The organism is Salinigranum marinum, from assembly GCF_024228675.1.
Taxonomy (GTDB): domain Archaea; phylum Halobacteriota; class Halobacteria; order Halobacteriales; family Haloferacaceae; genus Salinigranum; species Salinigranum marinum.
Genome location: NZ_CP100461.1, coordinates 1,735,898 through 1,758,093, shown reverse-complemented (window position 1 = coordinate 1,758,093; position 22,196 = coordinate 1,735,898). Strand labels below are relative to the sequence as shown.

The 22,196-nt window shown below is 68.7% G+C and carries 20 protein-coding genes; 16 read left to right on the top strand and 4 right to left on the bottom strand.

Going from position 1 to position 22,196, the window contains the following annotated elements; genetic code table 11:
- The gene (locus NKJ07_RS08580) at positions 1-1,902 is read right to left on the bottom strand and encodes a DEAD/DEAH box helicase (RefSeq protein ID WP_318570170.1); all 1,902 of its coding nucleotides are present in this window, start codon (positions 1,900-1,902) and stop codon (positions 1-3) included.
- 117 nt (positions 1,903-2,019) lie between these two features.
- Here NKJ07_RS08580 and NKJ07_RS08575 point away from each other — a divergent pair, with 117 nt between their 5' ends.
- Positions 2,020-3,318 carry a hypothetical protein gene (locus NKJ07_RS08575; RefSeq protein WP_318570169.1) on the top strand — a complete coding sequence of 433 codons (1,299 nt, stop codon included), beginning with the start codon at positions 2,020-2,022 and terminating at the stop codon, positions 3,316-3,318.
- Positions 3,319-3,336: 18 nt separating this feature from the next.
- On the opposite strand, the gene NKJ07_RS08570 is transcribed toward NKJ07_RS08575, so the two are convergent.
- From NKJ07_RS08570 to NKJ07_RS08560, 3 genes are all read right to left on the bottom strand, one after another.
- On the bottom strand, positions 3,337-4,500 hold the full coding sequence (locus tag NKJ07_RS08570; RefSeq protein WP_318570168.1) for a pyridoxal phosphate-dependent aminotransferase: 1,164 nt from the start codon (positions 4,498-4,500) through the stop codon (positions 3,337-3,339).
- The gene (gene ribH, locus NKJ07_RS08565; RefSeq protein ID WP_318570167.1) at positions 4,497-4,901 is read right to left on the bottom strand and encodes a 6,7-dimethyl-8-ribityllumazine synthase; all 405 of its coding nucleotides are present in this window, start codon (positions 4,899-4,901) and stop codon (positions 4,497-4,499) included. Before ribH ends, NKJ07_RS08570 begins: the two co-directional genes overlap by 4 nt.
- Positions 4,902-5,080: 179 nt before the next feature.
- A complete protein-coding gene (locus NKJ07_RS08560; protein WP_318570166.1) occupies positions 5,081-6,154 on the bottom strand; it encodes a 2,3-butanediol dehydrogenase in 1,074 nt (357 codons plus the stop codon).
- A 332-nt stretch (positions 6,155-6,486) separates the two neighbouring features.
- On the opposite strand from NKJ07_RS08560, the gene NKJ07_RS08555 reads away from it, so the two are divergent.
- The 15 genes from NKJ07_RS08555 to NKJ07_RS08485 all read left to right on the top strand — a co-directional run bounded on the left by NKJ07_RS08555 (position 6,487) and on the right by NKJ07_RS08485 (position 22,037).
- Positions 6,487-8,241 (top strand): flippase activity-associated protein Agl23, encoded by a 1,755-nt coding sequence (locus NKJ07_RS08555; protein WP_318570165.1) that lies wholly within the window; start codon positions 6,487-6,489, stop codon positions 8,239-8,241.
- An 87-nt stretch (positions 8,242-8,328) separates the two neighbouring features.
- The gene (locus NKJ07_RS08550; protein WP_318570164.1) at positions 8,329-9,546 is read left to right on the top strand and encodes an MFS transporter; all 1,218 of its coding nucleotides are present in this window, start codon (positions 8,329-8,331) and stop codon (positions 9,544-9,546) included.
- Between the two features lie 211 nt (positions 9,547-9,757).
- Entirely contained in the window at positions 9,758-10,852 is a 1,095-nt protein-coding gene (locus NKJ07_RS08545) for a 5-(carboxyamino)imidazole ribonucleotide synthase (RefSeq protein ID WP_425504751.1), read from the top strand.
- Between the two features lie 2 nt (positions 10,853-10,854).
- Positions 10,855-11,475 (top strand): 5-(carboxyamino)imidazole ribonucleotide mutase, encoded by a 621-nt coding sequence (gene purE, locus NKJ07_RS08540; RefSeq protein WP_318570162.1) that lies wholly within the window; start codon positions 10,855-10,857, stop codon positions 11,473-11,475.
- 169 nt (positions 11,476-11,644) lie between these two features.
- The gene (locus NKJ07_RS08535; protein ID WP_318570161.1) at positions 11,645-12,058 is read left to right on the top strand and encodes an NADH-quinone oxidoreductase subunit A; all 414 of its coding nucleotides are present in this window, start codon (positions 11,645-11,647) and stop codon (positions 12,056-12,058) included.
- The gene (locus tag NKJ07_RS08530; RefSeq protein WP_318570160.1) at positions 12,055-12,756 is read left to right on the top strand and encodes an NADH-quinone oxidoreductase subunit B; all 702 of its coding nucleotides are present in this window, start codon (positions 12,055-12,057) and stop codon (positions 12,754-12,756) included. The genes NKJ07_RS08535 and NKJ07_RS08530 overlap by 4 nt, the downstream gene beginning before the upstream one ends.
- Positions 12,756-14,429, top strand: coding sequence for an NADH-quinone oxidoreductase subunit D (locus NKJ07_RS08525; RefSeq protein ID WP_318570159.1), 1,674 nt, complete (start codon positions 12,756-12,758; stop codon positions 14,427-14,429). The genes NKJ07_RS08530 and NKJ07_RS08525 overlap by 1 nt, the downstream gene beginning before the upstream one ends.
- Complete coding sequence (locus NKJ07_RS08520; RefSeq protein WP_425504737.1) at positions 14,429-15,496, top strand: complex I subunit 1/NuoH family protein; 1,068 nt, start codon at positions 14,429-14,431, stop codon at positions 15,494-15,496. Before NKJ07_RS08525 ends, NKJ07_RS08520 begins: the two co-directional genes overlap by 1 nt.
- Positions 15,497-15,498: 2 nt before the next feature.
- Positions 15,499-15,960, top strand: coding sequence for a NuoI/complex I 23 kDa subunit family protein (locus tag NKJ07_RS08515; protein WP_318570158.1), 462 nt, complete (start codon positions 15,499-15,501; stop codon positions 15,958-15,960).
- Positions 15,961-16,015: 55 nt separating this feature from the next.
- Complete coding sequence (locus tag NKJ07_RS08510; protein ID WP_318570157.1) at positions 16,016-16,297, top strand: NADH-quinone oxidoreductase subunit J; 282 nt, start codon at positions 16,016-16,018, stop codon at positions 16,295-16,297.
- Positions 16,294-16,680 (top strand): proton-conducting membrane transporter, encoded by a 387-nt coding sequence (locus NKJ07_RS08505; RefSeq protein WP_318570156.1) that lies wholly within the window; start codon positions 16,294-16,296, stop codon positions 16,678-16,680. Before NKJ07_RS08510 ends, NKJ07_RS08505 begins: the two co-directional genes overlap by 4 nt.
- The gene (gene nuoK / locus NKJ07_RS08500) at positions 16,680-16,982 is read left to right on the top strand and encodes an NADH-quinone oxidoreductase subunit NuoK (protein ID WP_318570155.1); all 303 of its coding nucleotides are present in this window, start codon (positions 16,680-16,682) and stop codon (positions 16,980-16,982) included. The genes NKJ07_RS08505 and nuoK overlap by 1 nt, the downstream gene beginning before the upstream one ends.
- 1 nt (position 16,983) lies before the next feature.
- Entirely contained in the window at positions 16,984-19,002 is a 2,019-nt protein-coding gene (gene nuoL, locus NKJ07_RS08495) for an NADH-quinone oxidoreductase subunit L (RefSeq protein ID WP_318570154.1), read from the top strand.
- The gene (locus NKJ07_RS08490) at positions 18,999-20,522 is read left to right on the top strand and encodes a complex I subunit 4 family protein (RefSeq protein WP_318570153.1); all 1,524 of its coding nucleotides are present in this window, start codon (positions 18,999-19,001) and stop codon (positions 20,520-20,522) included. Before nuoL ends, NKJ07_RS08490 begins: the two co-directional genes overlap by 4 nt.
- Positions 20,523-22,037 (top strand): NADH-quinone oxidoreductase subunit N, encoded by a 1,515-nt coding sequence (locus NKJ07_RS08485; RefSeq protein WP_318570152.1) that lies wholly within the window; start codon positions 20,523-20,525, stop codon positions 22,035-22,037. It begins immediately after the preceding gene.
- The last annotated feature ends 159 nt before the right edge of the window (positions 22,038-22,196 follow it).

The following is a 22,196-nucleotide window of genomic DNA, read 5'->3' as shown; positions in this document are numbered from 1 at the left end:
TCAGAGCCGGTCGCGAACCTCGCGGAACGCCGAACCGTCCGCGTCGAGGACGGCCGCGACGGCGGCGGCCGCCCCGAGGAGCCACTCCGCGCGCTCGACGCGGGATTCGAGGTCGCCCGGGCCGATGCGGTACTGCTCGACGAGGTCGTCTGTCGAGGCCCCGTCGGCCCACTCCAGCAGGATCCGGGCCGTCTTCACCGCCTCCAGCCAGCGCTCGAACGTCTCCGTCTCGCCCATCGACGTGGTGAACTCGTCGGCGTGGCTCCGGGCGTACTGGTACATCGCTGCGCGTTCGCGGTTGCCGAGGTAGGTGCCGTGCATGTCCGGCGTGTCGCAGACGATTTCGAGCGCCGTCAGCCCCGTCACGCGCTCCATCCCGCGCATCGTCCGGAGTCCGTCGACGATCCGCGCGCCCGTCCGCGGCGCGACGTACTGCCGGGAGACCGCGGTGCCGAGTTCGGTCGCGGCCAGCCCCTCCCCGGTGGTGAGCATCTCCCAGGCGACCAGATCCGACACCACGTCGTCGACGAGCCCCGCGAGGCTCTCCTCGGGTCTGCCGTGGGCGTAGAAGGTCGCGTCGAGGACGTCGAGCACGCCCCCGCGCGACTCGGCGAAGCCCGAGGCGACGATGGCGAGCACGTGCGTCCGGAGCGCCTCGCGGTCGGCCAGTTGCGACTCGACGGCCTCGGGCGCGGCCCCGACGTATCTCGATTCGAGTTCCTCGCGGTCGGCGTCGCCGGCGACGAGCACCGCCTCGCCGTAGGGGTCGAGGTGGGGTCGGCCCGCGCGGCCGCACATCTGGTGGACTTCCAGGACCGGAAGCCACTCCATCCCCGACCCGGTGTAGCGTTGCTGATCGCGGATCACGACCCGGCGGGCGGGGACGTTCACCCCCGCCGCGAGCGTCGGCGTCGCACAGATACACTTCAGGCGGCGGTCGCGGAAGGCGTTCTCGACGATCGCGCGGTGTTCCGAACGGAGCCCCGCGTGGTGGAAGGCGACGCTCCCCTCGACACAGTCGGCGAGCCGCCGCCCGGTGTCCGTTCCGCCCGCGTCCCGCACGTCGGCGGCCACGGCGCTCGCCGCCCCGACCGACTCCTCGGCGAGTCGGGCGGCCAGCGTCTCGGCCTCCCGGCGCGAACGGACGAACGCGAGACACTGCCCGCCGTCGTCGATCGCCCCTCGAACGAGCTCGACCGTCGTCGCCGTCCCGACGCCTCGATCGTCTGCCTCGGCGTCGACCGCGACGGCGAGCGTCGACCCGTCGTCGAAGTCGACGCGTCCCCCGGCGCAGACGCCCGTCCTGAGGTCGACCGGCCGCCAGCGACTCCGGACGAGCTCCGCGTCGAGCCACTCGGCGATCTCCTCGGGGTTGGCGACGGTGGCGGAGAGCGCCACGATCTGGACGTCGGGCGCACGCCGCCCGAGGGTCGCCATCGTCACCTCCAGCGTCGGCCCTCGCCCCTGCGAGCCGAGGAGGTGGACCTCGTCGACGACAACGCAGGCGAGGTCGTCGACCCACGACGCCCCGCTTCTGATCGCGGAGTCCACTTTCTCGGCGGTGGCCACGACGACGTCGGACCCCCCCAACTCCTCGGCGGAGCCGAGGTCGCCCGTCGCGATCCCCACGTCCACGCCGGGTACCTCCGAGAACGTCTCGTACTTCTCGCGTGCGAGCGCGCGAAGGGGAACGATGTACAGCGCCGGTCCGCCGGCGGTGAGCATCGCGAGTTCGGCGACGAACGTCTTCCCGCTCGCCGTGGGGACCGCGACGACGACGTTCGTCCCCCCTGTGATGCCGGCCTCGACGGCCGCCGCCTGCGGCGGATAGAGTTCGGTGATCCCCTCCGACTCGTGGTGGGCGATGACCTCGTCGGGGAGCGGCAGGTCGCTGACGCGCATTCGTTCGGTTCTGGAGCCGTGACGTGATAAAAACTCTCCGCGCCGGATCGGTCACCGGTGGTCGAACGCCCCGCCCACCCGCGGTGAGTTTACGCCCGCCCCGTCCGACGGTCCGGTGTGTTCCGACGGACGTTCCTCGCTTCCGGTCTCGGCCTGGCCGGCGCGCTCGCCGGCTGTGCCGCCCCGCTCGCGCCCGACGGCCGGACCGATCCCCCGCCGACGCCGGCTGTCGGGACGGACTCGCCGCCCCCGCCGCCCGGCGACGCCCCGCTCGGCTACACGCATCTCCGCCCCGACGGGAACCGGCTCATCGACGGTCGCGGCTCGCTCCCCCGCGCCGATCCCGTCGACGTCGGGCTCGACGCGAAGCCCGAGTGGGTCGTCGGCGTACCGTGGGAGGACGGAGTCCGCCTCGCCGTCGTCACCGCCGGCGGCGCGCGCGTCCTCTCGGTCGTCGACGGCGACGTCTCTGTGCTCGATCACGACCTCGACGCCCCGCCGGGACCGCCGCTCCTCGTCGGCGCGTCGGAGCCCGTGCTCGCGCCCGTGATCGGCTCGCCGCTCACCCACGCCGTCCCGACGACGGGTGGGTGGGCCTCGGTCACGCCCGACGGCGCGGTCCGACTCCCGGCCGGGGAGAACGCCGACGTGGATGCGCTCCCCGACGCGCGGATCGTGCGCGCGGCCGGACGGCTGTGCGCGGCCGGACGGCTGTACGTGCTCGCGTCCCGCACGCGCGAGTACGCCCACGGCGTCCTCGGCGACGAACTGGAGGCCGCTTCGATCGCTGTCCTCGACCCCGCCGGCGGCCTCGAAGCCACGCTCGCCCCGCCGTCGGGCGTCGTCGAGGGGATCGCTCCCATCGTCGCCGACGTGGACGACGACGGCGAGCGCGAGGTGGTCGTGACGGCGAGTGACGCGGAGCGGGGGGCGCGGCTGGTCGCGCTCTCGGCGGCGGGCGACGCGACGGAGGGAGTGGCCGTCGGCTCGGGCTTCCGGTGGCGACATCAGCTCGCGGTCGCGCCGTTCGGCCCCGGTGGCGAGACCGAACTGGCGGCAGTGAAGACGCCACACGTCGGGGGAACGGCGGAGTTCTACCGCGTCCGCGACGGCCGGCTCGACCTCGTCGCCTCCCTGCGCGGCTACTCGACGCACGCCATCGGGTCGCGGACCCTCGACAACGCGGTCGCGGGTGATCTCGACGGCGACGGCTCGATGGAACTGCTGGTGCCCGACGATCCGCAGCGGGAACTGGTCGGATTGCGACGGCTCGACGGCGACGGGGGAGGCGTCGTGGAGGCGTGGCGCGTCCCGCTCGGCGGACGACTGACGTCGAACCTCTGTGCCGTCACGGGGCCGGCGGGCGTCGTCGTCGCCGCGGGGCGAGCGAACGCCCTCAGGGTGTGGCCGGCGTGAGCAGTCGAGGCGGCGGGTTCAGATGAGGTCCGCGTCGGCGAGGCGGTCGACCGCCTCGCGGAGGCGCTCCTCGCTGGCGGCGTAGGAGATGCGGGCGTACCCGGGCGCGCCGAATGCGCTTCCCGGTACCGTCGCGACCTGCGCCTGTTCGAGCGCGTCCTCACACCACCGTTGGTCGTCGCCGTCGTCGGCGAACTTCGGCATCATGTAGAACGCGCCGTCGGGGTACGGCACCTCGACGCCGTGGTCGTCGAAGAGGTCGAGCAGCATGTCGCGGCGGTCGCGGAAGGAGTCACGCATCTCCGTTACCGTCGAATCCGTCCGCTCCGACAGCGCCTCGACGCCCGCGTGCTGGACGAAGTTGACGGCGCACGACACGGAGTGCGAGTGGATCTTTCCAGCTTGGGAGACGAGTTCCTCGGGCGCGGCGTAGTAGCCGAGCCGCCAGCCCGTCATGGAGAAGGCCTTCGAGAAGCCGTTGAGCGTGATCGTGCGGTCTTCCATTCCATCTAACGACCCGAGGGAGGTCGGCTCGACGCCGTAGGCGATTCGCTCGTAGATCTCGTCTGAGATCACGGCGATGTCGTGTTCGACCGCCAGGTCGCGGACGCCTTCGAGCGCGGCGTCGCTGAAGACGGCCCCCGTGGGGTTCGACGGCGAGTTCACGATCAGGAGTTCGGTGTCGTCGCCCACTGCTCGGGAAAGGTCGTCGAGGGCGGGTTCGAGCTGGAAGCCGTACGGCGAGAGGTCCACCCGGGAGAGGGAGCCGCCAGCGAGCTTCACCATCGCCTCGTAGGAGACCCACGCCGGATCGAGGAGGACGACCTCGTCCCCATCGTCGACGACGGTCTGGATGACCTCGAACAGCCCCTGCTTGCCGCCGGGCGTGACGACGACGTTCTCCGACGAACAGGGGACGCCGTTGCCCTCCAGTTTCGCGGCGATCGCCTCGCGGAGTTCGGGGATCCCGTTGGAGGAGGTGTAGCCCGTGTGGCCCGCGTCGATCGCGTCCTTGCCGGCCTGGATAACGTTGTCGGGGGTGGGGAAGTCGGGTTCGCCGACCGAGAGGTCGACGACGTCTTTCCCCTGCGCTTCGAGTTCCGAGGCGAGGTTCGAGATGGCGAGCGTCGCGCTCGGCTCGACCCGGCCGACGCGTGCCGCGAAGTCGAATTCGTGCGTCATGCTAGTGCCTCCACCATTTCGACGGCGGCGTATACCGCTTCCGCTCCTTTCTCGACGCGCTCGCGCGCCTCGGCCCCGCTCATCCCCGGTCCCGAGACGCCGAACAGGACGGGCGTGTCCCGGTCGAGGCTCACCTGGGTCAGCCCCTGCGCGGTCGCGTCGGCGATCACGCGGTCGTGGTCGGTGTCGCCGGTGACGACCGCCCCGAGGACCGCGACGGCGTCGACGTCCGACCGGCGGGCGAGCCGGTCGGCCGCCAGCGGCGTGTCGTAGCTCCCGGGCACGTGGATCGTCTCGACGATCTCGGCGTCGCGCTCGGCGGCGGCGTCGCGGGCCTGTTGCTCCATCGGCCCCGTCACCGACTCGTTGAACCGCGCGACGACCAGTCCCAGTTGGGTCATATCCGTGGGTCCGGCGGGTGGGTAAAAGAGGTATCGTCCCGGGACGGCCACACCGCCCCGCCTCACGCGTCGTTCGGCCGGCCCGGTCGGTCGGACAGACCGACAGGGCCGTTCGGCAGGACCGCTCGTCCCCTCCGATCGGCCCCGTCGCGGGCCGTTACCGGGGCGTCAGCGGGCCGTTACCGAGGGGTGACGAGGATCTTCACCTGGTCGCTGTCGGGGTCCAACAGCGACTCGAAGCCGCGGTCGACGATCTCGTCGAGGTCGATGCGGGCCGTGATCAGCGGGTCGACGTCGAGCGCCCCGCTGGCGAGCATGTCGATGACCATGCCGTACTCCTCGGCCGAGCGCGGCCCCCCGAGGTACGCGAGCGTCCCGGTGATGGTCCGTTCGCCGAGCACGAGGTCGATCGGGTGCGAACTCGCTTCCTCCTCGAAGATGCTGACGATAGTCGTCGTCCCGTGCGGACGCGTCGCCTGGATCGACTGTTTGTACGTCGTCTCGATGCCCGCGACCTCGAACGTCTGGTCGGCACCCCCGCCCGTATGTTCGCGGACCTCCTCGACGGCATCCGTCTCGGTCGGGTCGATGAGCGTCGTCGCCCCCGATTCGGTCGCCAGTTCGCGGCGTGCCGGTCGCGGCTCGGAGACGATGATATCCCCCGCGCCCGCCGCTCGCGCCGACTGGATGACCGACAGGCCGATTGGGCCGCTGCCGAAGACGGCGACTGAATCGCCCGCCTGCACGCCCGCACGCCGGACCGCGTGCAGGCCGACGGCCAGCGGTTCGACCAGCGCGCCGTGTTCGATGGGGACGCCTTCGACCAGGGGGACGGCCTGGTGTTCGTCGACGACGACGCTCTCGGAGAAGCCCCCGCCGCCGCCCGACAGGCCGACGAAGCCGATCGAGTCGCAGATGTGGTAGTTCCCCTCGACGCACTGGCGGCACTCGCCACAACAGAGGATAGGGTTGATCGCGACCGCGTCACCCTCGGCGAGCGACGTCACGCCCTCGCCCACCTCGCTCACGACGCCGCTGAACTCGTGGCCCATGGTGACGGGCAACTGCTCCCCGGAGACCGGGTGCGGGTCGTCGCCCGGAATGAAGATCGGGCCCGCGGCGTACTCGTGGAGGTCGGTCCCGCAGATCCCACACGTCTCTACGTCGACCCGTACCTGCGCTGGGCCGACGACTCCCGGCTCGACGTCCTCGATCCGGACGTCCTTCTGCCCGTGGTACACTGCTGCTCTCATTGCACGTACCGGTAGCACGTACCCCATTATAAATGATGATGTATTTGATACGTCGCCTGACAGTCACCGCGGGAGACACGAGCCGTGGGCTTCGGAGCGGTCGTCGTCCGGTCCGCCGCCGGACCCGGGTCACGGACGGGACAGCCGTCACGTCCGACACGTAACACAAGCCGTCACATCCGACACGTAACACAAGCCGTCACATCCGACACGTAACACAAGCCGTCACATCCGACACGTAACACAAGCCGTCACATCCGACACGTAACACAAGCCGTCACATCCGACACGTAACACAAGAGTTGTAATCCACGGGCCCCCGACTACGACTCATGCGTACCGACGAGGGGCCGCTCGCGTCCCGGACCTTCCTCGCCCTCTTGGGGATCACCCTGCTTTCCCTCCTCCTCCGCGTCGTCTCCCTCGGCGGCCGCGTGATGCACTGGGACGAGGGTCGTGTCGGCTACTGGATCCTCCGCTACGGCGAGACGGGGATCCACTCGTACCGTCCGATCGTCCACGGCCCGTTCCTCCCCATCGTCAACGACTACCTGTTCGCCCTGCTTCCCGCCTCCGACTTCGCGGCGCGGCTCCCCGTGGCCGTCGTCGGCGGCCTCTTACCCTTGGCGGCGTGGCTCTTCCGCGACTACCTCCGCGACGACGAGGTCGTGGCGCTCGGCGCGCTGCTCGCGTTGAACCCCCTGCTGGTGTACTACTCGCGGTTCATGCGCAACGACGTCCTCGTCGCGGCCTTTTCACTCGTCGCGCTCGGCTGTCTCCTCCGACTCCTGACGACGCGTCGACTCGGCTACCTCGTCGCCGCGGGAGCCGCGTTCGGCCTCGCCTTCACGACGAAGGAGAACGCCCTGCTGTACGTGCTCTGTTTCCTCGGCGCGACCGCGCTCGTCCTCGATCACCGACTCGTCCGCGAGACGCGCGCGGGGACGCGACTCGGCGACGTCCTCGCCGAGACGTGGCCCACCGCGGCGTACCGCTGGCTCCGCGTCCAGGGCCCGACGTTCGAGCGTGCCCTCCTGCGGACGGGCGCGTACACGGTCGGTGCCGTCGCGGCCTTCTTCGCGGTCGTGGTGTTCTTCTACGCCCCCCGGCCCGACCTCTGGGGGGCGCTCTCGAACCCCGCGGCGCTCCCGGGCGTCGTCGAAGCCGGCACGATCGAGCCGGCCGAACGCTTCTACGGCACCTGGGTCGACGGCAGTCACCAGGACCACGACTACCTCCCCTACCTGTACGACTACCTCGAGACGCTCGCGTACGGCGCGCCGGTCGTGCTCGCGTTCGGCCTGATCGGTGCGGTGACGGACCGGTACTCCCCCGAGACGCCCGGATTCCGCCCGCTGGTCGCCTTCGCGACCTACTGGGGGCTCGCCAGCGTCGTCGGCTACCCGCTGGCGACCGACATCCAGGCGCCCTGGGCCGCCGTCCACGCGGTCGTCCCCTTCGCCGTCCCCGCGGCGGTCGGCGTCGCGTTCGTCGTCCGTGCGGGGCGCGACGCCTTCGCCCAGGACGACGCCGTCTCCACCGGCCTCGCGGCGCTGTTGCTCCTGGCGGCCGTCGGCGGCGTGGTCGGGGCGAACGCGGCGTACTGGAACTCGACCGAAGAGGCCGACAAGGAGGTGCTCCAGTGGGCCCAGCCCGGCAACGACCTCAGGTGGTCGCTCGCGGACGTCCGGACCGTGGTCGAGGCCAACGAGGGGACGGACGTGCTCTTCTACGGCACGACGACGCCCGGCGGCGACTCGGTCGAACTGTACGTCTCGAACGAGTCCTCCGCCGACACCCCGCCGCCGGGCGGTCCGGCCTGGCACTCCCGCCTCCCGTTCCCGTGGTATCTCGAACTGTACGGCGCGGAGGTCACCTCGACGGACCCCGACACGCCGACCGGGGAGGCGCTCGCGAACCCGCCGCCGGTCGTCGTCGCCCACGACTGGGACCGTGACGAACTCGCGCCCCACCTGGAGGGGTACACGGCCCGCGAACACGCGTTCAAGCTCTGGGGCGAACACGTCGTCGTCTTCGTCGACGAGGAGGCGCTCCAGCGTGCCCAGCGGTCGGCACCCGACGCCTGATCGGTCGACGGGTGTCCGGGACGAGAGCCGTCCGACCGACGGCTCCGAACCGTAACCCCGAAAGCCGAGACGACCGAAGCGCCGCCAGTGGCAACTGCGACGGTGCGGCGGCGCTCCCTCTGGGTCCTGGTCGCGGCGGCGACACTGACGGTCATGGCCGGGGCGATCCTGGGTCCGATCGTCCCGCAGATCCGCGACGAACTCGGCGTCTCCGGGGCCGCGGCCGGGCTCATCATCACCACCCACGGCGGGGTGATCGTCCTGGCGAGTCCGCTGATGGGGGTGCTCGTCGACCGCCTCGGCCCCCGCCGGCCGTTCGTCGGCGGGCTCGCCGTCTACGGCCTCGGGGGCGGTGCGGGGCTCGTCGTCGACAGCTTCCTCCCGCTTTTGGCCTCGCGGGCCGTCCTCGGGCTCGGGACCGCCGCGGTGTACACCGCCGTGACGGTGCTCATCTACGACCTGTACGAGGGCCGGGAGATGGAGCGGGCGCTGGGCTACCGGAGCAGTGCGAACAGCGCCGGGGCCGCGGTCTGGCCGCTCGTCGGCGGCACGGCCGGCACGGTCGCGTGGAACCTCCCGTTCGGGGTGTATCTCGTCGCCCTCCCGCTCGGGCTCGTCGCCGCCGCGACGATTCCGGAGACCCACACCGACCGGGGAACCGACGCCGACGCGGTCGCGGACGGCGCTCGCGCGCCGGGGCTCCGCGACCGCCTGGCGGCGACCCTGGCCGTGTTCCGCCGTCGACCGGCGCTCCTCGCGGTGTACCTGCTCTACTTCGGCGCGAACGCGCTCCTGTACGTGGTCGTCGTGTTCTACCCGCAGTTTCTCCCCGGCGTCGGCGTGTCGTCGTCGTTCGCGATCAGCCTCTACCTGGCCGCCAACGGCGTCGCCGGCGGCGTCGCGGCCGCGGGGTACGACCGACTGGTGCGCCGCGTCGATCGGTCGACGCTCGTGTTCGCCGCGCTCTGTCTCTGGGCCGTCGGCTTCGGGGCCGCGACCGTGGCCGCGAGTGCCGTCGCGTCCGTCCTCCCGGTCGTCCTCGCGGGGCTCGGTGTGGGGCTGGTGTTCCCGTCGACGTTCGCCTGGGTTGAGGCATTCGCGCCGCCGGACCGTCAGGGCCAGTTCAGCTCCTACGTCGCGTCGTTCGGCTACACGGGACAGTTCCTCTCGCCGCTCCTGTTCGGCCCGCTGGTCCCGGTCGTCGGCCTCCGCGGAGTGTTCGGTGCCGCCGCGGTCGTGGCCGCCGCCGCTGCGGTCGGCCTCGGAGTGGCGCGCCTGCGCGGATCGGAGCGCGACCACGCGTGAGCACCCGATCGACACGATACCGACACGGACACTCGCGACGGCCGTTCGGCCGACGGCTGCCGGGGTCTGCACGTTCGTGTCTACTCGGCCGCCCGAGGTGGCAACTCTTATGCACCGACGTACACGACTCCCGCGCGTGACACTCGACTCCGACTCGCCAACGGTGCCCGGGCCGACGCTCGGCGTCGTCGGCGGGGGACAGCTCGGTCGGATGCTGGCGGAGGCCGCGGCCCCGCTGGGCGTCCACGTCGTCGTGCTCGACCCCACGCCCGACTGCCCCGCGTCGGTCGCCGCCGACCAGGTCGTCGGCTCGTTCGACGACCCCGAGGGCGTGGCCGAACTCGCCGCCCGCTGTGACCTGCTCACGTACGAGATCGAACTCGCCGACCCCGACCTCCTCGACGAGGTGAGCGAGGCGGCCGGCGTCCCCGTCCACCCATCGCCCGACACGCTCCGCGTCATCGAGGACAAGCTCCGGCAGAAGCGGACGTTCGAGGAGGCGGGGATCCCCGTCCCTCCGTTCCGCCGGGTCGATACCGTCTCGGACCTCGAATCGTGTACGAACGAGTTCGGCGGCGTCATGCTGAAGGCGCGCCGCGGCGGCTACGACGGCCGCGGCAACGTCCCCGTCCACGACGCCGACGAGGCGGCCGCGGCGCTCGAATCCCTTGGAGGGGACGCGATGGCCGAGGCGTTCGTCGACTTCGACCGCGAACTGTCGGTCATCGGCGCCGTCGGCCGCGAGGAGATCCGGACGTTCCCCGTCGGCGAGAACGTCCACGAGGCGGAGATCCTCCGGGAGACGGTCGTCCCCGCGCGCACGACCGACGCCGTGACCGAGCGCGCCGAAGAAGTGGCCCGCGAGGTGCTCGATCTCCTGGAGGGCCGCGGCGTCTACGGCATCGAGCTGTTCGAGGCCGACGGGGAGATCCTGGTGAACGAGGTCGCCCCGCGGCCGCACAACTCGGGACACTGGACCATCGAGGGCGCGGTCTCCTCGCAGTTCGAACAGCACGTCCGCGCCGTCCTGGGGTGGCCGCTGGGCGCGACACGACTCCGCTCGCCGACGGTGTCGGCCAACGTCCTCGGGACGGTCGATGCACCAAGGGCGGCTCGACTGGGGAACGTCGACGTCGTCCTCTCCGAACCCGGAGCCGCGCTCCACTGGTACGGCAAACACGAGGTTCGGCCGCTCCGAAAGATGGGCCATCTGACCCTCGTGGGCGACGCCGGCGACGAGGAGGAGGAGATCGATCGTCTCCTGAAACGCGCGCGAGAAACCCGCGACGGCCTCGACTTCCACTGACCATGACCGACGAACGCGACCTCATCGACCGACTGCGCGACGAAGCCGCACAGGACCGCCCCTCACGGGGGACGCCCGACGTGGGGATCATCATGGGGTCGGACTCGGACCTCCCCGTGATGGCGGGCGCGTACGAGGCGCTCTTCGAGCTCGGCTTCGCCGAACAGACCGACTTCTCGACCCCGCCCGAGGAGCGGTTCACCTTCGAGAGCTACGTCGTCTCCGCCCACCGCACGCCGGACCTGATGTACGCGTACGCCGACACCGCCGAGGCACGCGGACTCGACGTGATCGTCGCCGGCGCGGGCGGGAAGAGCGCGGACCTGCCGAACATGACCGCCTCGATCGCCTTTCCCGTTCCAGTCGTCGGCGTCCCCGTCCAGGAGAAGTCCGTCGACTCCGTCATCGGCATGCCGACGGGAGCGCCTATTACCGCGGTAGACGCGGGCAAGTCGTTCAACGCGGCGCTGTCGGCCGCCCAGACCCTCGCGCGCGAACACGACGAGGTCCGAGACCGGCTCGTGGCGTTCCACGACTCCCAGAAGGCGGGGGTCGCGGACGTCTCCCGGGAACTCCACGACCTGGGCCTCGCGGGCTTCCGCGAGCGACACGACGACGCGTAACCGGGATCGGCCGCGTCCGACCCGCTCACGTGTGGTTTGCTACCACAGGCACTCACAGCGACCCGCTCGGCCGGCGTTTCCGGACGAATCGCTTTTTCGGGCACGCCAGAGCACAAATCAACGCTTATAGTGGTGGTGTTCTAAGCGACGGACGATAGGAGAATCCCGTATGAACGATTGGATAGCAATCGGCGCGTTGGGCCTCGTCGGCGTCGGCATCCCCGTCGGGATGATGGCGGTGTCGGCGCTACTGCGCCCCACGGTGCCCGAACAAGGCAAGAGCGCCACCTACGAGAGCGGTGAAGTCCCCACCGGGACGGCGCGCGTCCAGTTCAACATTCAGTACTACATGGTCGCGCTGCTGTTCGTCGTGTTCGACATCGAGACCGTTCTCATCCTCCCGTGGACCGTCATCTACCGGTCCGCGCTCGAACAGGGTGCGAGCCTGTCGACGGTGTTGCTGCCGATGTTCGTCTTCATCGGCGTCCTCGTCGTCGGTCTCGTGTGGGCGTGGCGCAACGGAGCCGTCAAGTGGGTCAAGAGCCCGCGTGCCAGCCGCCGGAAAACCGAGAGGGAAGCATGAGTAGCGACAACAAACCGTTCGTAACAGACGACACGCAAGTACAGACCGAGACGCGCGACGCCCGGATGGCCGGCGCGGACAGCCGTTTCAATTCGACCCTGCGGGAGGCGTTCGGCTCCTCGCCGTTCATCCTCACCAAGTTCGACCAGTTCATGAACTGGGTCCGCGGGTCGTCGATGTTCATGCTGCAGTTCGGCATCGCCTGCTGCAGCATCGAGATGATGCACACCTACGCCGTCAAGCACGACCTCGACCGCTTCGGTGCCGGTGTGCCCCGCGCGTCGCCGCGGCAGGCCGACGTCATCATCGTCCCCGGAACGATCGTCTCGAAGTTCGCCCCGCGCATGAAGCGCGTCTACGACCAGATGCCCGAGCCGAAGTTCGTCATCGGCATGGGCTCGTGTACCATCTCCGGGGGGCCGTTCCAGGAGGGGTACAACGTCGTCAAGGGTGCCGAGGAGGTCATCCCGGTCGACATCCACGTCCCCGGCTGCCCGCCGCGGCCCGAGGCGCTGGTGTACGGCGTCGCCAAACTGCAAGAGCGCATCGCCAACGGCGAGTCCTCGCCGGTGACCGTGAAGCCGTACGAACTGGAGCAGTTCGGCGACTTGGAGCGCGACGAGATCGTCGACCAGCTCGCCGAGGAGATCGACGAGGACGACCTCGTCATGCGATACAACTGGGGTGACTCGCCGTAATGAGCCTCGAAGAACCGGAACCGGAACCGGAGCTCGTCGAGGAGACGCTCCCGACCACGGGCGACGAACTCGAAGCGCTGCTGGGCGACGACGTGCTCGCCCGTGACGACCACCTCAACGCGCCGGGGTTCGAGATCCGCCCGGACGCGGTCCAGGACGTGCTCTTCCGCCTGCGCGACGAGGCTGGTTTCGACCACCTCTCGTGCGTGACGAGCCAGGAATACGAGGACCGCTACGAGTCGATCTACCACCTCACCTCGTACGACGACCGGACCCGGGAGGTGAGCGTGGTCGTTCCCACGTCGAAGGACGCCCCGAAGAGCCAGACCGCCGAACCCGTGTTCCGGACCGCGGACTGGCACGAGCGGGAGGCTTACGATCTGGTAGGGATCGAGTACGAGGGTCACCCCGACCTCCGACGGATCCTCCTCCCCGAGACGTGGCAGGGCCACCCGCTCTCGCTCGACTACGACCAGGACCGTCCCCAGATCGTCACGCTCAAAGAGCACGCCAACCCGCTCCAGGAGGACCACACCGACGACGAGGGCAACACGATGTTCGTCAACATCGGCCCGCACCATCCGGCGACTCACGGCGTGCTCCACGTGAAGACGACGCTCGACGGCGAGCAGATCGCCGATCTGGAGTCCGACATCGGCTACCTCCACCGGTGTGAGGAGCAGCTCTGTCAGCAGGGAACATACCGGTATCAGATCATGCCGTACCCCGACCGCTGGGACTACATCTCGGCGGGCCTGCTCAACGAATGGGCGTACGCGCGCGCGGCGGAGGACATGGCGGACATCGAGGTGCCGGAGTACGCACAGATCATCCGGACCCTCGGCGCGGAACTGTGCCGCATCGCCGCGCACATGCTTGCCGTGGGAACGTTCGCGCTGGACGTGTACGGCGACTTCACGGCCATCTTCATGTACGCCGTCCGCGACCGCGAGAAGACCCAGAACATCCTCGAAGACCTCACGGGCCAGCGACTGATGTTCAACTACTTCCGCCTCGGCGGCGTCGTCTGGGACCTCCCCGAGCCCCGCGAGGAGTTCTTCGACAAGATCCGGTCGTTCCTCGACGAACTCCCCGAGTCGCTGGAGGAGTACCACGACCTCATCTCCGCGAACGAGATCCTCCAGGTCCGTACCGTCAACACGGGCGTCCTCCCTCCGGAGGTCGCCAAGTCCTACGGTGCGACCGGGCCGGTCGCCCGCGGATCGGGTGTCGACTACGACCTCCGCCGCGACGACCCCTACGGCTACTACGATGAACTCGACTGGGACGTCGTCACCGAGGACGGCTGTGACAACTACTCCCGACTGCTGGTCCGCCTCCGGGAGGTCGAGGAGTCGGCGAAGATCATCGAACAGTGCGTCGACCTGCTGGAGGACTGGCCCGAAGAGGAGCGGAACATCCAGGCGAACGTTCCGCGGACCCTGCGGCCCGAGGACGACACCGAGATCTACCGCGCCGTCGAGGGTGCGAAGGGCGAACTCGGCATCTACATGCGCGCCGACGGCACCGACAAGCCCGCGCGCTTCAAGATCCGCTCGCCGTGCTTCTCGAACCTCCAGACGCTTCCCGAGATGAGTGAGGGCGAGTACATCCCCGACATGATCGCCTCGCTCGGGAGCCTCGACATCGTGCTCGGTGAGGTGGATCGGTGATGCCAGCGCCCCCGCTCTTGCAGTCGAGCGCGCCCCTGCCCGACGCCATCGCCCGGCTCATCGGGCTCGACGGGATCGCCGGTGCGGTCGTCGGCGGGCTCATCGGCGCGTTCATTATCGCGAACCTGATGCTCACGATGACGGCGGTCGCGGGGCCGTGGGCCAAGCGGAAGATCACCGCGGCCTTCACCGACCGAATCGCGGTCAACCGCATCGGGCCGTTCGGCCTGCTCATCATCGTCGCGGACGCCGTGCGACTCCTCTCGAAGGAACTGATCGTCCCCGAAGGGGTCGACCGGCCGGCGTGGGACCTCGCACCCATCGTCCTACCGTTCTCGGCGCTGTTGGGCTTCGCCGTCATCCCGCTCGGCTCCGGCATCCAGTTGGCGGACCCCGAGACGGGGCTGGCGTTCGCCTTCGCGGCCGCGTCGATCGCCTCGCTGGGGCTCGTGATGGCCGGCTACGCGTCGAACAACAAGTACTCGCTCCTCGGCGGGCTCCGGTCGATCGCGCAGAACATCGCCTACGAGATCCCCCTCATCGTCACGGCCGCGTCGGTCGTGCTCTTCACCGGGACGCTCCAGATGAGCGGCATTGTCGCCGCCCAGACCGAGCCCCTCGTGACCGTGGCGGGTGTGTCGATCCCGAGCTGGTTCGCGTTCGTCAACCCGTTCGCGTTCGTGCTGTTCATGGCGGCGAACATGGCCGAGATCGGCCGTAACCCGTTCGACATCCCGGAAGCGCCGACCGAGATCGTCGCCGGGTACCAGACGGAGTACTCATCGGTGTACTTCGTGCTCTTCTACCTGGGCGAGTTCATCCACATCTTCCTCGGCGGCGCGCTCGTTGCCGTGCTCTTCCTCGGGGGGCCGGCCGGACCGGTCCTGCCGGGCTTCGTCTGGATGATCATCAAGATGTGGGCGTTCTTCCTGTTCACGCAGTGGTGCCGGTCGGCGGTGCCCCGCGTGCGGATCGACCAGCTCATCGAGATCGGCTGGAAGGGGATGCTCGTGCTCTCCTTCGCGAACCTGGCGCTCACGGCCATCATCGTGGGAGTGATCGCGTAATCATGATCGGACTACTCAAGGGAATGGCGACGACGATGAAACACGCGCTGGACGGGCAGACGTTCACGGTCGAGTATCCGGACGTCGCGCCCGAGGTGAGCCCCCGGTTCAGGGGCGTCCACAAGTTCTCACAGGAGCGGTGCATCTGGTGCCGGCAGTGTGAGAACGTCTGTCCGAACGACACCATCCAGATCGTGACGGACGACCAGCGAAACGGCGAGGAGTACAACCTCCACATCGGCCAGTGCATCTACTGCCGCCTGTGCGAGGAGGTCTGCCCCGTCGACGCGATCCTGCTCACGCAGAACTTCGAGTTCACCGCGGACACGAAAAACGAGTTCGTTTACAACAAAGAGCAACTGAAGAACGTCCCCTGGTACAAGGGGATGGACCCGCTCAACGAGCGCAATCCCGATCGAAACGCGTGGGTCGGCGAGAGCGACGGCGAGGTCGACTACCAGTAACCGTCGCGGACCGTTCTCGAAATCTTCAAAGGGTACCCACAAGGAGACACACACAATGGCTACCGTTTATGAACTGGCCGCGTTCCTGCTGTTCGCCCTCGTGACCGTGGGGAGCAGTCTGGGCGTCGTCCTCGTGCGGGACGTCTGGCACTCCGCACTCCTGCTCGGGGCGGCGCTTCTGAGCGTCGCGGTGCACTACGTGATGTTACAAGCGGAGTTCCTCGCCGCGATGCAGATCCTCGTCTACGTCGGCGGGGTTCTCATCCTCATCACGTTCGCCGTGATGCTGACGCGGACGGAGACAGAACCGGACGAACCGGAGGTGAGTCGCACATGACGACCAAACCAGAGTTGGACCTCGGATCGCATCTCGTACCGGGCGTCGCGGCGCTCGCGCTGTTCGTCGTGATGGCCGTCGCGTTCCTGAGCGCCGAATTCCCGGCCCCACAGGGCTTCCCGGCGGACGCGAACATCACCGCGAGCATCGGCTACGCGATGTTCAACCTCGACTTCGGCTCCGTGCCCGCGGAGTCGTTCCTCGTCGCCTTCCTCATCATCGCCATCGCGCTCGACGCGGCGATCGACGGGGCGATCATCCTCGCGCGGCGCGAGTCCGACGGCGAGACGGTCTCGCTGCTCACGGACGGCGGCAGGGAGCTGAAACGCGCCGTCCTCGGTGACGACGCCGACGGGGACGCAGACACTGGAGGTGACCGCTGATGGTCCCGCCGCAGTGGTATCTGCTGCTCGCGGGGGCGGTGTTCTGTATCGGCCTGTTCGGCATCCTGACGAAGCGCAACGCGCTTTTGTTCTTGATGTCGGTCGAGTTGATGCTGAACGCCGCGAACATCAACCTCGTCGCGTTCTCGCAGTTCTGGGGGAACGTCACGGGGCAGACGTTCGGGCTGTTCACGATGGCGCTCGCCGCCGCCGAGGTGGCGGTCGGTATCGGCATCATCCTCGTCCTGTACCGCAACTTCAACGACGTCGACGTGACCGTCCCGAAGAGTATGAGGTGGTAAGATGGCGGGAATACTCGACTTCGCGCCGGCCATCGTCCTCCTGCCGTTCTTCTCGTTCGTCATCGCCCTGTTCGCCGGGCGGTACATGCCGAAGGGCGGGGCGTTCGCGGGAATCGCGGCGACCGGAGGATCGCTTCTGCTCTCCGTCGCGACGGTGCTGTCGGTCGCCGGTGGTGGGGCGTACAACGAGACGATCTACACGTGGGCCGAGGGGCTAGAGGCGGTCGACCTCACGTTCGGGCTCCTCATCGACCCGCTCGCGGCGATGATGCTCGTCATCGTCTCGCTGGTCGCGTTCCTCGTCCACGTGTTCAGCCTCGGCTACATGAACGACGAGGGCGAGACGGGGCTCCCCAGATACTACGCCGCGCTCGGCCTCTTCACCGCGAGCATGCTCGGCTTCGTCGTCAGCAACAACCTGCTGATGGCGTTCATGTTCTTCGAGCTCGTCGGGCTGTGCTCGTACCTGCTCATCGGCTTCTGGTTCCGCGAGGCCGGCCCGCCGTCGGCGGCGAAGAAGGCGTTCTTAGTCACCCGCTTCGGTGACTACTTCTTCCTCGTCGGTGTCGTCGCCGTCTTCGCGACGTTCGGCACCGCCGCGTTCGCGGGCGAGGGGTCGTTCCCCGTCCTCGCCGAACAGGCGATCGCGGGCGAGGCGAGCGTGAACACGTTCGGCTTCGACCCGATGACGTGGTTCACGATCGTCGGCCTGCTCGTTCTCGGGGGCGTCATCGGCAAGTCCGCGCAGTTCCCCCTCCACACGTGGCTCCCGGACGCCATGGAGGGCCCGACGCCCGTCTCCGCGCTGATCCACGCCGCGACGATGGTCGCCGCCGGCGTCTACCTCGTCGCGCGCATGTACGGCTTCTACGCCGTCTCGCCGACGGCGCTCGCGATCATCGCCCTCATCGGCGGCTTCACCGCCTTGGTGGCGGCGACGATGGGCGTCGTCAAGCGCGAGATCAAGCAGGTGCTCGCGTACTCGACAATCTCACAGTACGGCTACATGATGCTCGGGCTGGGCGCGGGCGGCTACGTCGCCGCGACCTTCCACCTGATGACCCACGCCTTCTTCAAGGCGCTCCTGTTCTTGGGTGCCGGCTCCGTCATCATCGCCATGCACCACAACGAGAACATGTGGGACATGGGCGGGCTCAAGGATCGGATGCCCGTCACCTACTACACCTTCCTCGCCGGCTCGCTCGCGCTCGCGGGCATCTTCCCGTTCTCGGGCTTCTGGTCGAAGGACGAGGTGCTGTACGAGACGCTCATCCACGGATTGGGCGGCTCGCCGATCCTCCTGTTGGCGTACGCGATGGGGCTTCTCGCCGTCTTCTTCACCGGCTTCTACACCTTCCGGATGGTCTTCTTGACCTTCCACGGTGAGCCGCGGACGGAGACGGCACGCGATCCCCACGGCGTCCGCTGGAACGTGAAAGCACCCCTGGGCGTCTTGGGGACGCTCGCGGTCGTCGCGGGCGTCGTCAACATGGTGCCGATCGAGAAACTGCTCGGGGTCGGCGGCATCGACTTCCTCCACCAGTGGCTCGACGGTGGCTTCGAGTCGCTCACCGCTCACCACTACGGCGACGTCCTTCCATACTCGTCGTCGTACATCGGCGGTGAGGCGGCGACGGTGGCGATCGGCGCGGCCGTCTCGCTCGGACTGGCGCTCGCCGGTGCAGGGCTCGCGTTCAAGCTGTACAACGTGCCCGAGCCGGTCGAACACACCGACAAGCTCGGGAACGTCAAGACGCTCCTGTACAACAACTACTACCAGGACGAGTACCAGGTCTGGCTGGCCGAAGAGGTCGTTCGACCCATTGCCCGGGTCGCCGACAAGTTCGACCAAGGCGTCGTCGACGGCGTCGTCAACGGCGTCTCCTCCGTGAGCCTCGTCGCGGGGTCGCGGATACGCCGCATCCAGACCGGTGTCGTCTCTAACTACGCCGTGTTGCTCACGCTGGGGCTGACGGCGCTGCTCGTCGTCTTCGGTCTGATGGGAGGCTGGTTCGCATGATTATCGAAGCTCTACTCGCGTTCACGTTCGTCGCCGCGCTCGCCGTGATGGTCGCCCCGGACGAGTACGCCGGACGCCTGGCGTTCGCGCTCAGTCTGGCACCCGTCGTCGGGAGCCTCTGGATGTGGTCGCGGTTCGACGCGAGCGGCAACGCCCTCATGGACGGCTCGATCGCGTTCGAGACCGACATCGTGTGGTTCACGCTCGGCGGGTTCGACCTCCACTGGTTCGTCGGCGTCGACGGCATCTCCCTGCCGCTGGTGGTACTGACGACGATCCTCACCTCGCTGGCGATCGTCTCGGCGTGGACGCCGATCGCCGAACGTCAGAGCCAATTTTACGGCTTGATGCTGTTCATGGAGGCGAACCTCATCGGCGTCTTCACGGCGCTTGACTTCTTCGTCTGGTTCGTCTTCTGGGAGGCCGTCCTCGTCCCGATGTACTTCCTCGTCGGCGTCTGGGGCGGCCCGCGGCGGAAGTACGCCGCGATCAAGTTCTTCGTCTACACGAACGTCGCCTCGCTGGCGATGTTCATCGGCTTCATCGCCTTGGTGTTCGGGCTGGGTGACTCGATCGGGTCGACCCGGCTGCCCGAGATCGCGATGGCGCTTCGGGCGGACGAACTCGGCTCGCTGTTCGGCATCCCCGCGCCGACGCTCGCCACCGCCGCGTTCGTGGCGATGTTCGTCGGCTTCGCGGTGAAGGTGCCCGTCGCACCCCTACACACCTGGCTGCCCGACGCCCACGTCGAGGCTCCGACGCCGGTGTCGGTGATGCTGGCGGGCGTCCTCCTGAAGATGGGCACGTACGCCCTCTTGCGGTTCAACTTCACGATGCTCCCGGAGGTCGCCGTCCAGCTGGCGGTGCCGATCGCGATCCTCGCGGTCGTCAGCGTGATCTACGGCGCGATGCTCGCGCTGGCCCAGGAGGACCTCAAGCGCATCGTCGCGTACTCGTCCGTGTCGTCGATGGGCTACGTCATCCTCGGGCTCATCGCGTACACGACGTACGGCGTCGGCGGCGCGACGTTCCAGATGGTCGCCCACGGCCTCATCTCGGGGCTGATGTTCATGACCGTCGGCGTCGTCTACAACACGACCCACACCCGGATGGTCGGCGACATGTCCGGCATCGCCGACCGGATGCCCGTCACCGCGGGCATCTTCGTCGCCGGCGCGTTCGCCTACATGGGCCTGCCGCTGATGGCCGGCTTCGCGGGCGAGTTCTTCATCTTCAAGGGCTCGTTCGAGTCGACCACCTTCGCGGGCATGCCGCTCTTTACCGCGGCGGCGATGTTCGGCATCGTCATCGTCGCGGGCTACCTGCTGTTTGCGATGCAGCGGACGCTCTTCGGGCCGTTCCGGTTCGACGGCGAGTACGATATCACGGAAGCGCCCGTCCACGACGTCGCGCCGCTGGCGGTACTGCTCGCGCTCATCATCGTCCTGGGCGTGGCTCCCGACCTGTTCTTCGGGATGATCCAGGACGCCGTCAATCCCATCCTGGGAGGTGTCTCGTAGATGTACGACCTCGCGCTCCAAGCGTCGCTGCCCGACTGGACCGCCACCGCACCGATCCTCGCCCTGGCGGCGACGGCGCTCGTCCTGTTGCTGGTAGACACGATTGACCCCGACTCGTCCAACAGCACGCTGTTGGCGGCCGTGGCGACGATCGGCTCGCTGGTGTCGTTCGGCCTCGCCGGCTGGCTCCTCGTCGCCGGTACCGGCCAACCCGCCACCGGCGGCGCGATCGAGCTGTTCGGTGCCTCCCTCGTCGTCGACGGAATGGCGCTGTTCTTCCAGCTCATCTTCGCCTCCGTCACGGCGCTGGTCGTCGTCGCCTCGGTCGACTACCTCAAAGGCGAGGCGTACCAGGGCGAGTTCTACTCGCTCGTGCTGTTCGCCGCGACGGGGATGGCCCTGATGGCCGCCTCGAACTCGCTGGCGACGGCGTTCGTCTCGCTCGAACTCGCCTCGCTCCCGTCGTACGCGCTCGTCGCGTTCCTCAAGCGCAACCGGGGGAGCGTCGAAGCGAGCCTCAAGTACTTCCTCATCGGCGCGGTGTCGTCGGCGGTGTTCGCCTTCGGCATCTCGCTGGTGTACGCGGCGACCGGGACGCTCGTCCTCGGGGACGTCGCTGCCGGCCTGGCGGAGGCGACCGGCATGGTCGGCGTCGCCGGCATCGGCGTCTTCATGATCCTCGGCGGCTTCGCGTTTAAGACCGCCTCCGTCCCGTTCCACTTCTGGGCACCGGAGGCGTACGAGGGCGCACCCGCACCCATCTCGGGCTTCCTCTCGTCGGCGTCGAAGGCCGCCGGCTTCGCCGTCGCCTTCCGCGTCTTCACGGTCGCGTTCCCCGTGGGCGAGCTGGTGCCGATGGGGATCGACTGGCCGCTCGCGTTCGCAGTGCTGGCCGTCGTCACGATGACGCTCGGCAACTTCGCCGCCGCGACGCAGGAGAACGTCAAGCGCATGCTGGCGTACTCGTCGATCGGGCACGCGGGCTACGCGCTCATCGGCCTCGCCGCCCTCTCGGGCGGGGGACCGAACGGTGACGTCATCGGCGCGTCGATGGCGCACCTCCTCGTCTACGGCTTCATGAACACCGGGGCGTTCCTCTTCATCGCCATGACCGAACACTGGGAGCTCGGGCGGACGTTCGAGGACCTCAACGGGCTGTCGACGCAGGCCCCGATGGCCTGTCTCGCCATGACCGTCTTCATGTTCTCGCTCGCCGGCCTCCCGCCGTTCGGCGGCTTCCTCTCGAAGTACGCGCTGTTTTACTCGGCGATCGAGGGTGGCTTCTGGTGGCTCGCCGCCGTGGGTGCGGTGAACAGTGCGCTGTCGCTGTTCTACTACTCCCGCGTCGTGAAGGCGATGTGGATCGAAGACCCCGTGGGAACGGTCGAACTCGGCTCGCGGCCGCTGGGGCTGTACGTCGCCGTGATGGCCGCGGCGATCGGAACTCTCCTACTCCTCCCGGCGTTCGGTCCCGTCGTCGAGACGGCGCAGGCCTCCGCGGCCGCGCTGTTCTGACGACCGACCACCGCGCCCGTTCGGCGATCGCTCGCGCTCTCGCGTTCTCGCGTTCACCGCCTCACTCACACTGACACTTACACTCACGCTCGCGCCTCGAAGGCTCTCGTCGCACCGTTTCTCGGCTCTCTCGTCGTCCTCCGCTCGCCGTGAGTCGCG

What these genes read in the sequence shown, in the direction of transcription:
- NKJ07_RS08545 (WP_425504751.1), top strand. Translation starts at nt 9,758, where the DNA reads ATGCTGGCGGAGGCCGCGGCCCCGCTGGGCGTCCACGTCGTCGTGCTC.
- NKJ07_RS08580 (WP_318570170.1), bottom strand. Translation starts at nt 1,902, where the DNA reads ATGCGCGTCAGCGACCTGCCGCTCCCCGACGAGGTCATCGCCCACCAC.
- NKJ07_RS08485 (WP_318570152.1), top strand. Translation starts at nt 20,523, where the DNA reads ATGTACGACCTCGCGCTCCAAGCGTCGCTGCCCGACTGGACCGCCACC.
- NKJ07_RS08555 (WP_318570165.1), top strand. Translation starts at nt 6,487, where the DNA reads ATGCGTACCGACGAGGGGCCGCTCGCGTCCCGGACCTTCCTCGCCCTC.
- NKJ07_RS08515 (WP_318570158.1), top strand. Translation starts at nt 15,499, where the DNA reads ATGATCGGACTACTCAAGGGAATGGCGACGACGATGAAACACGCGCTG.
- ribH (WP_318570167.1), bottom strand. Translation starts at nt 4,901, where the DNA reads ATGACCCAACTGGGACTGGTCGTCGCGCGGTTCAACGAGTCGGTGACG.
- purE (WP_318570162.1), top strand. Translation starts at nt 10,855, where the DNA reads ATGACCGACGAACGCGACCTCATCGACCGACTGCGCGACGAAGCCGCA.
- NKJ07_RS08505 (WP_318570156.1), top strand. Translation starts at nt 16,294, where the DNA reads ATGACGACCAAACCAGAGTTGGACCTCGGATCGCATCTCGTACCGGGC.
- nuoK (WP_318570155.1), top strand. Translation starts at nt 16,680, where the DNA reads ATGGTCCCGCCGCAGTGGTATCTGCTGCTCGCGGGGGCGGTGTTCTGT.
- nuoL (WP_318570154.1), top strand. Translation starts at nt 16,984, where the DNA reads ATGGCGGGAATACTCGACTTCGCGCCGGCCATCGTCCTCCTGCCGTTC.
- NKJ07_RS08560 (WP_318570166.1), bottom strand. Translation starts at nt 6,154, where the DNA reads ATGAGAGCAGCAGTGTACCACGGGCAGAAGGACGTCCGGATCGAGGAC.
- NKJ07_RS08525 (WP_318570159.1), top strand. Translation starts at nt 12,756, where the DNA reads ATGAGCCTCGAAGAACCGGAACCGGAACCGGAGCTCGTCGAGGAGACG.
- NKJ07_RS08520 (WP_425504737.1), top strand. Translation starts at nt 14,429, where the DNA reads ATGCCAGCGCCCCCGCTCTTGCAGTCGAGCGCGCCCCTGCCCGACGCC.
- NKJ07_RS08530 (WP_318570160.1), top strand. Translation starts at nt 12,055, where the DNA reads ATGAGTAGCGACAACAAACCGTTCGTAACAGACGACACGCAAGTACAG.
- NKJ07_RS08510 (WP_318570157.1), top strand. Translation starts at nt 16,016, where the DNA reads ATGGCTACCGTTTATGAACTGGCCGCGTTCCTGCTGTTCGCCCTCGTG.
- NKJ07_RS08570 (WP_318570168.1), bottom strand. Translation starts at nt 4,500, where the DNA reads ATGACGCACGAATTCGACTTCGCGGCACGCGTCGGCCGGGTCGAGCCG.
- NKJ07_RS08490 (WP_318570153.1), top strand. Translation starts at nt 18,999, where the DNA reads ATGATTATCGAAGCTCTACTCGCGTTCACGTTCGTCGCCGCGCTCGCC.
- NKJ07_RS08535 (WP_318570161.1), top strand. Translation starts at nt 11,645, where the DNA reads ATGAACGATTGGATAGCAATCGGCGCGTTGGGCCTCGTCGGCGTCGGC.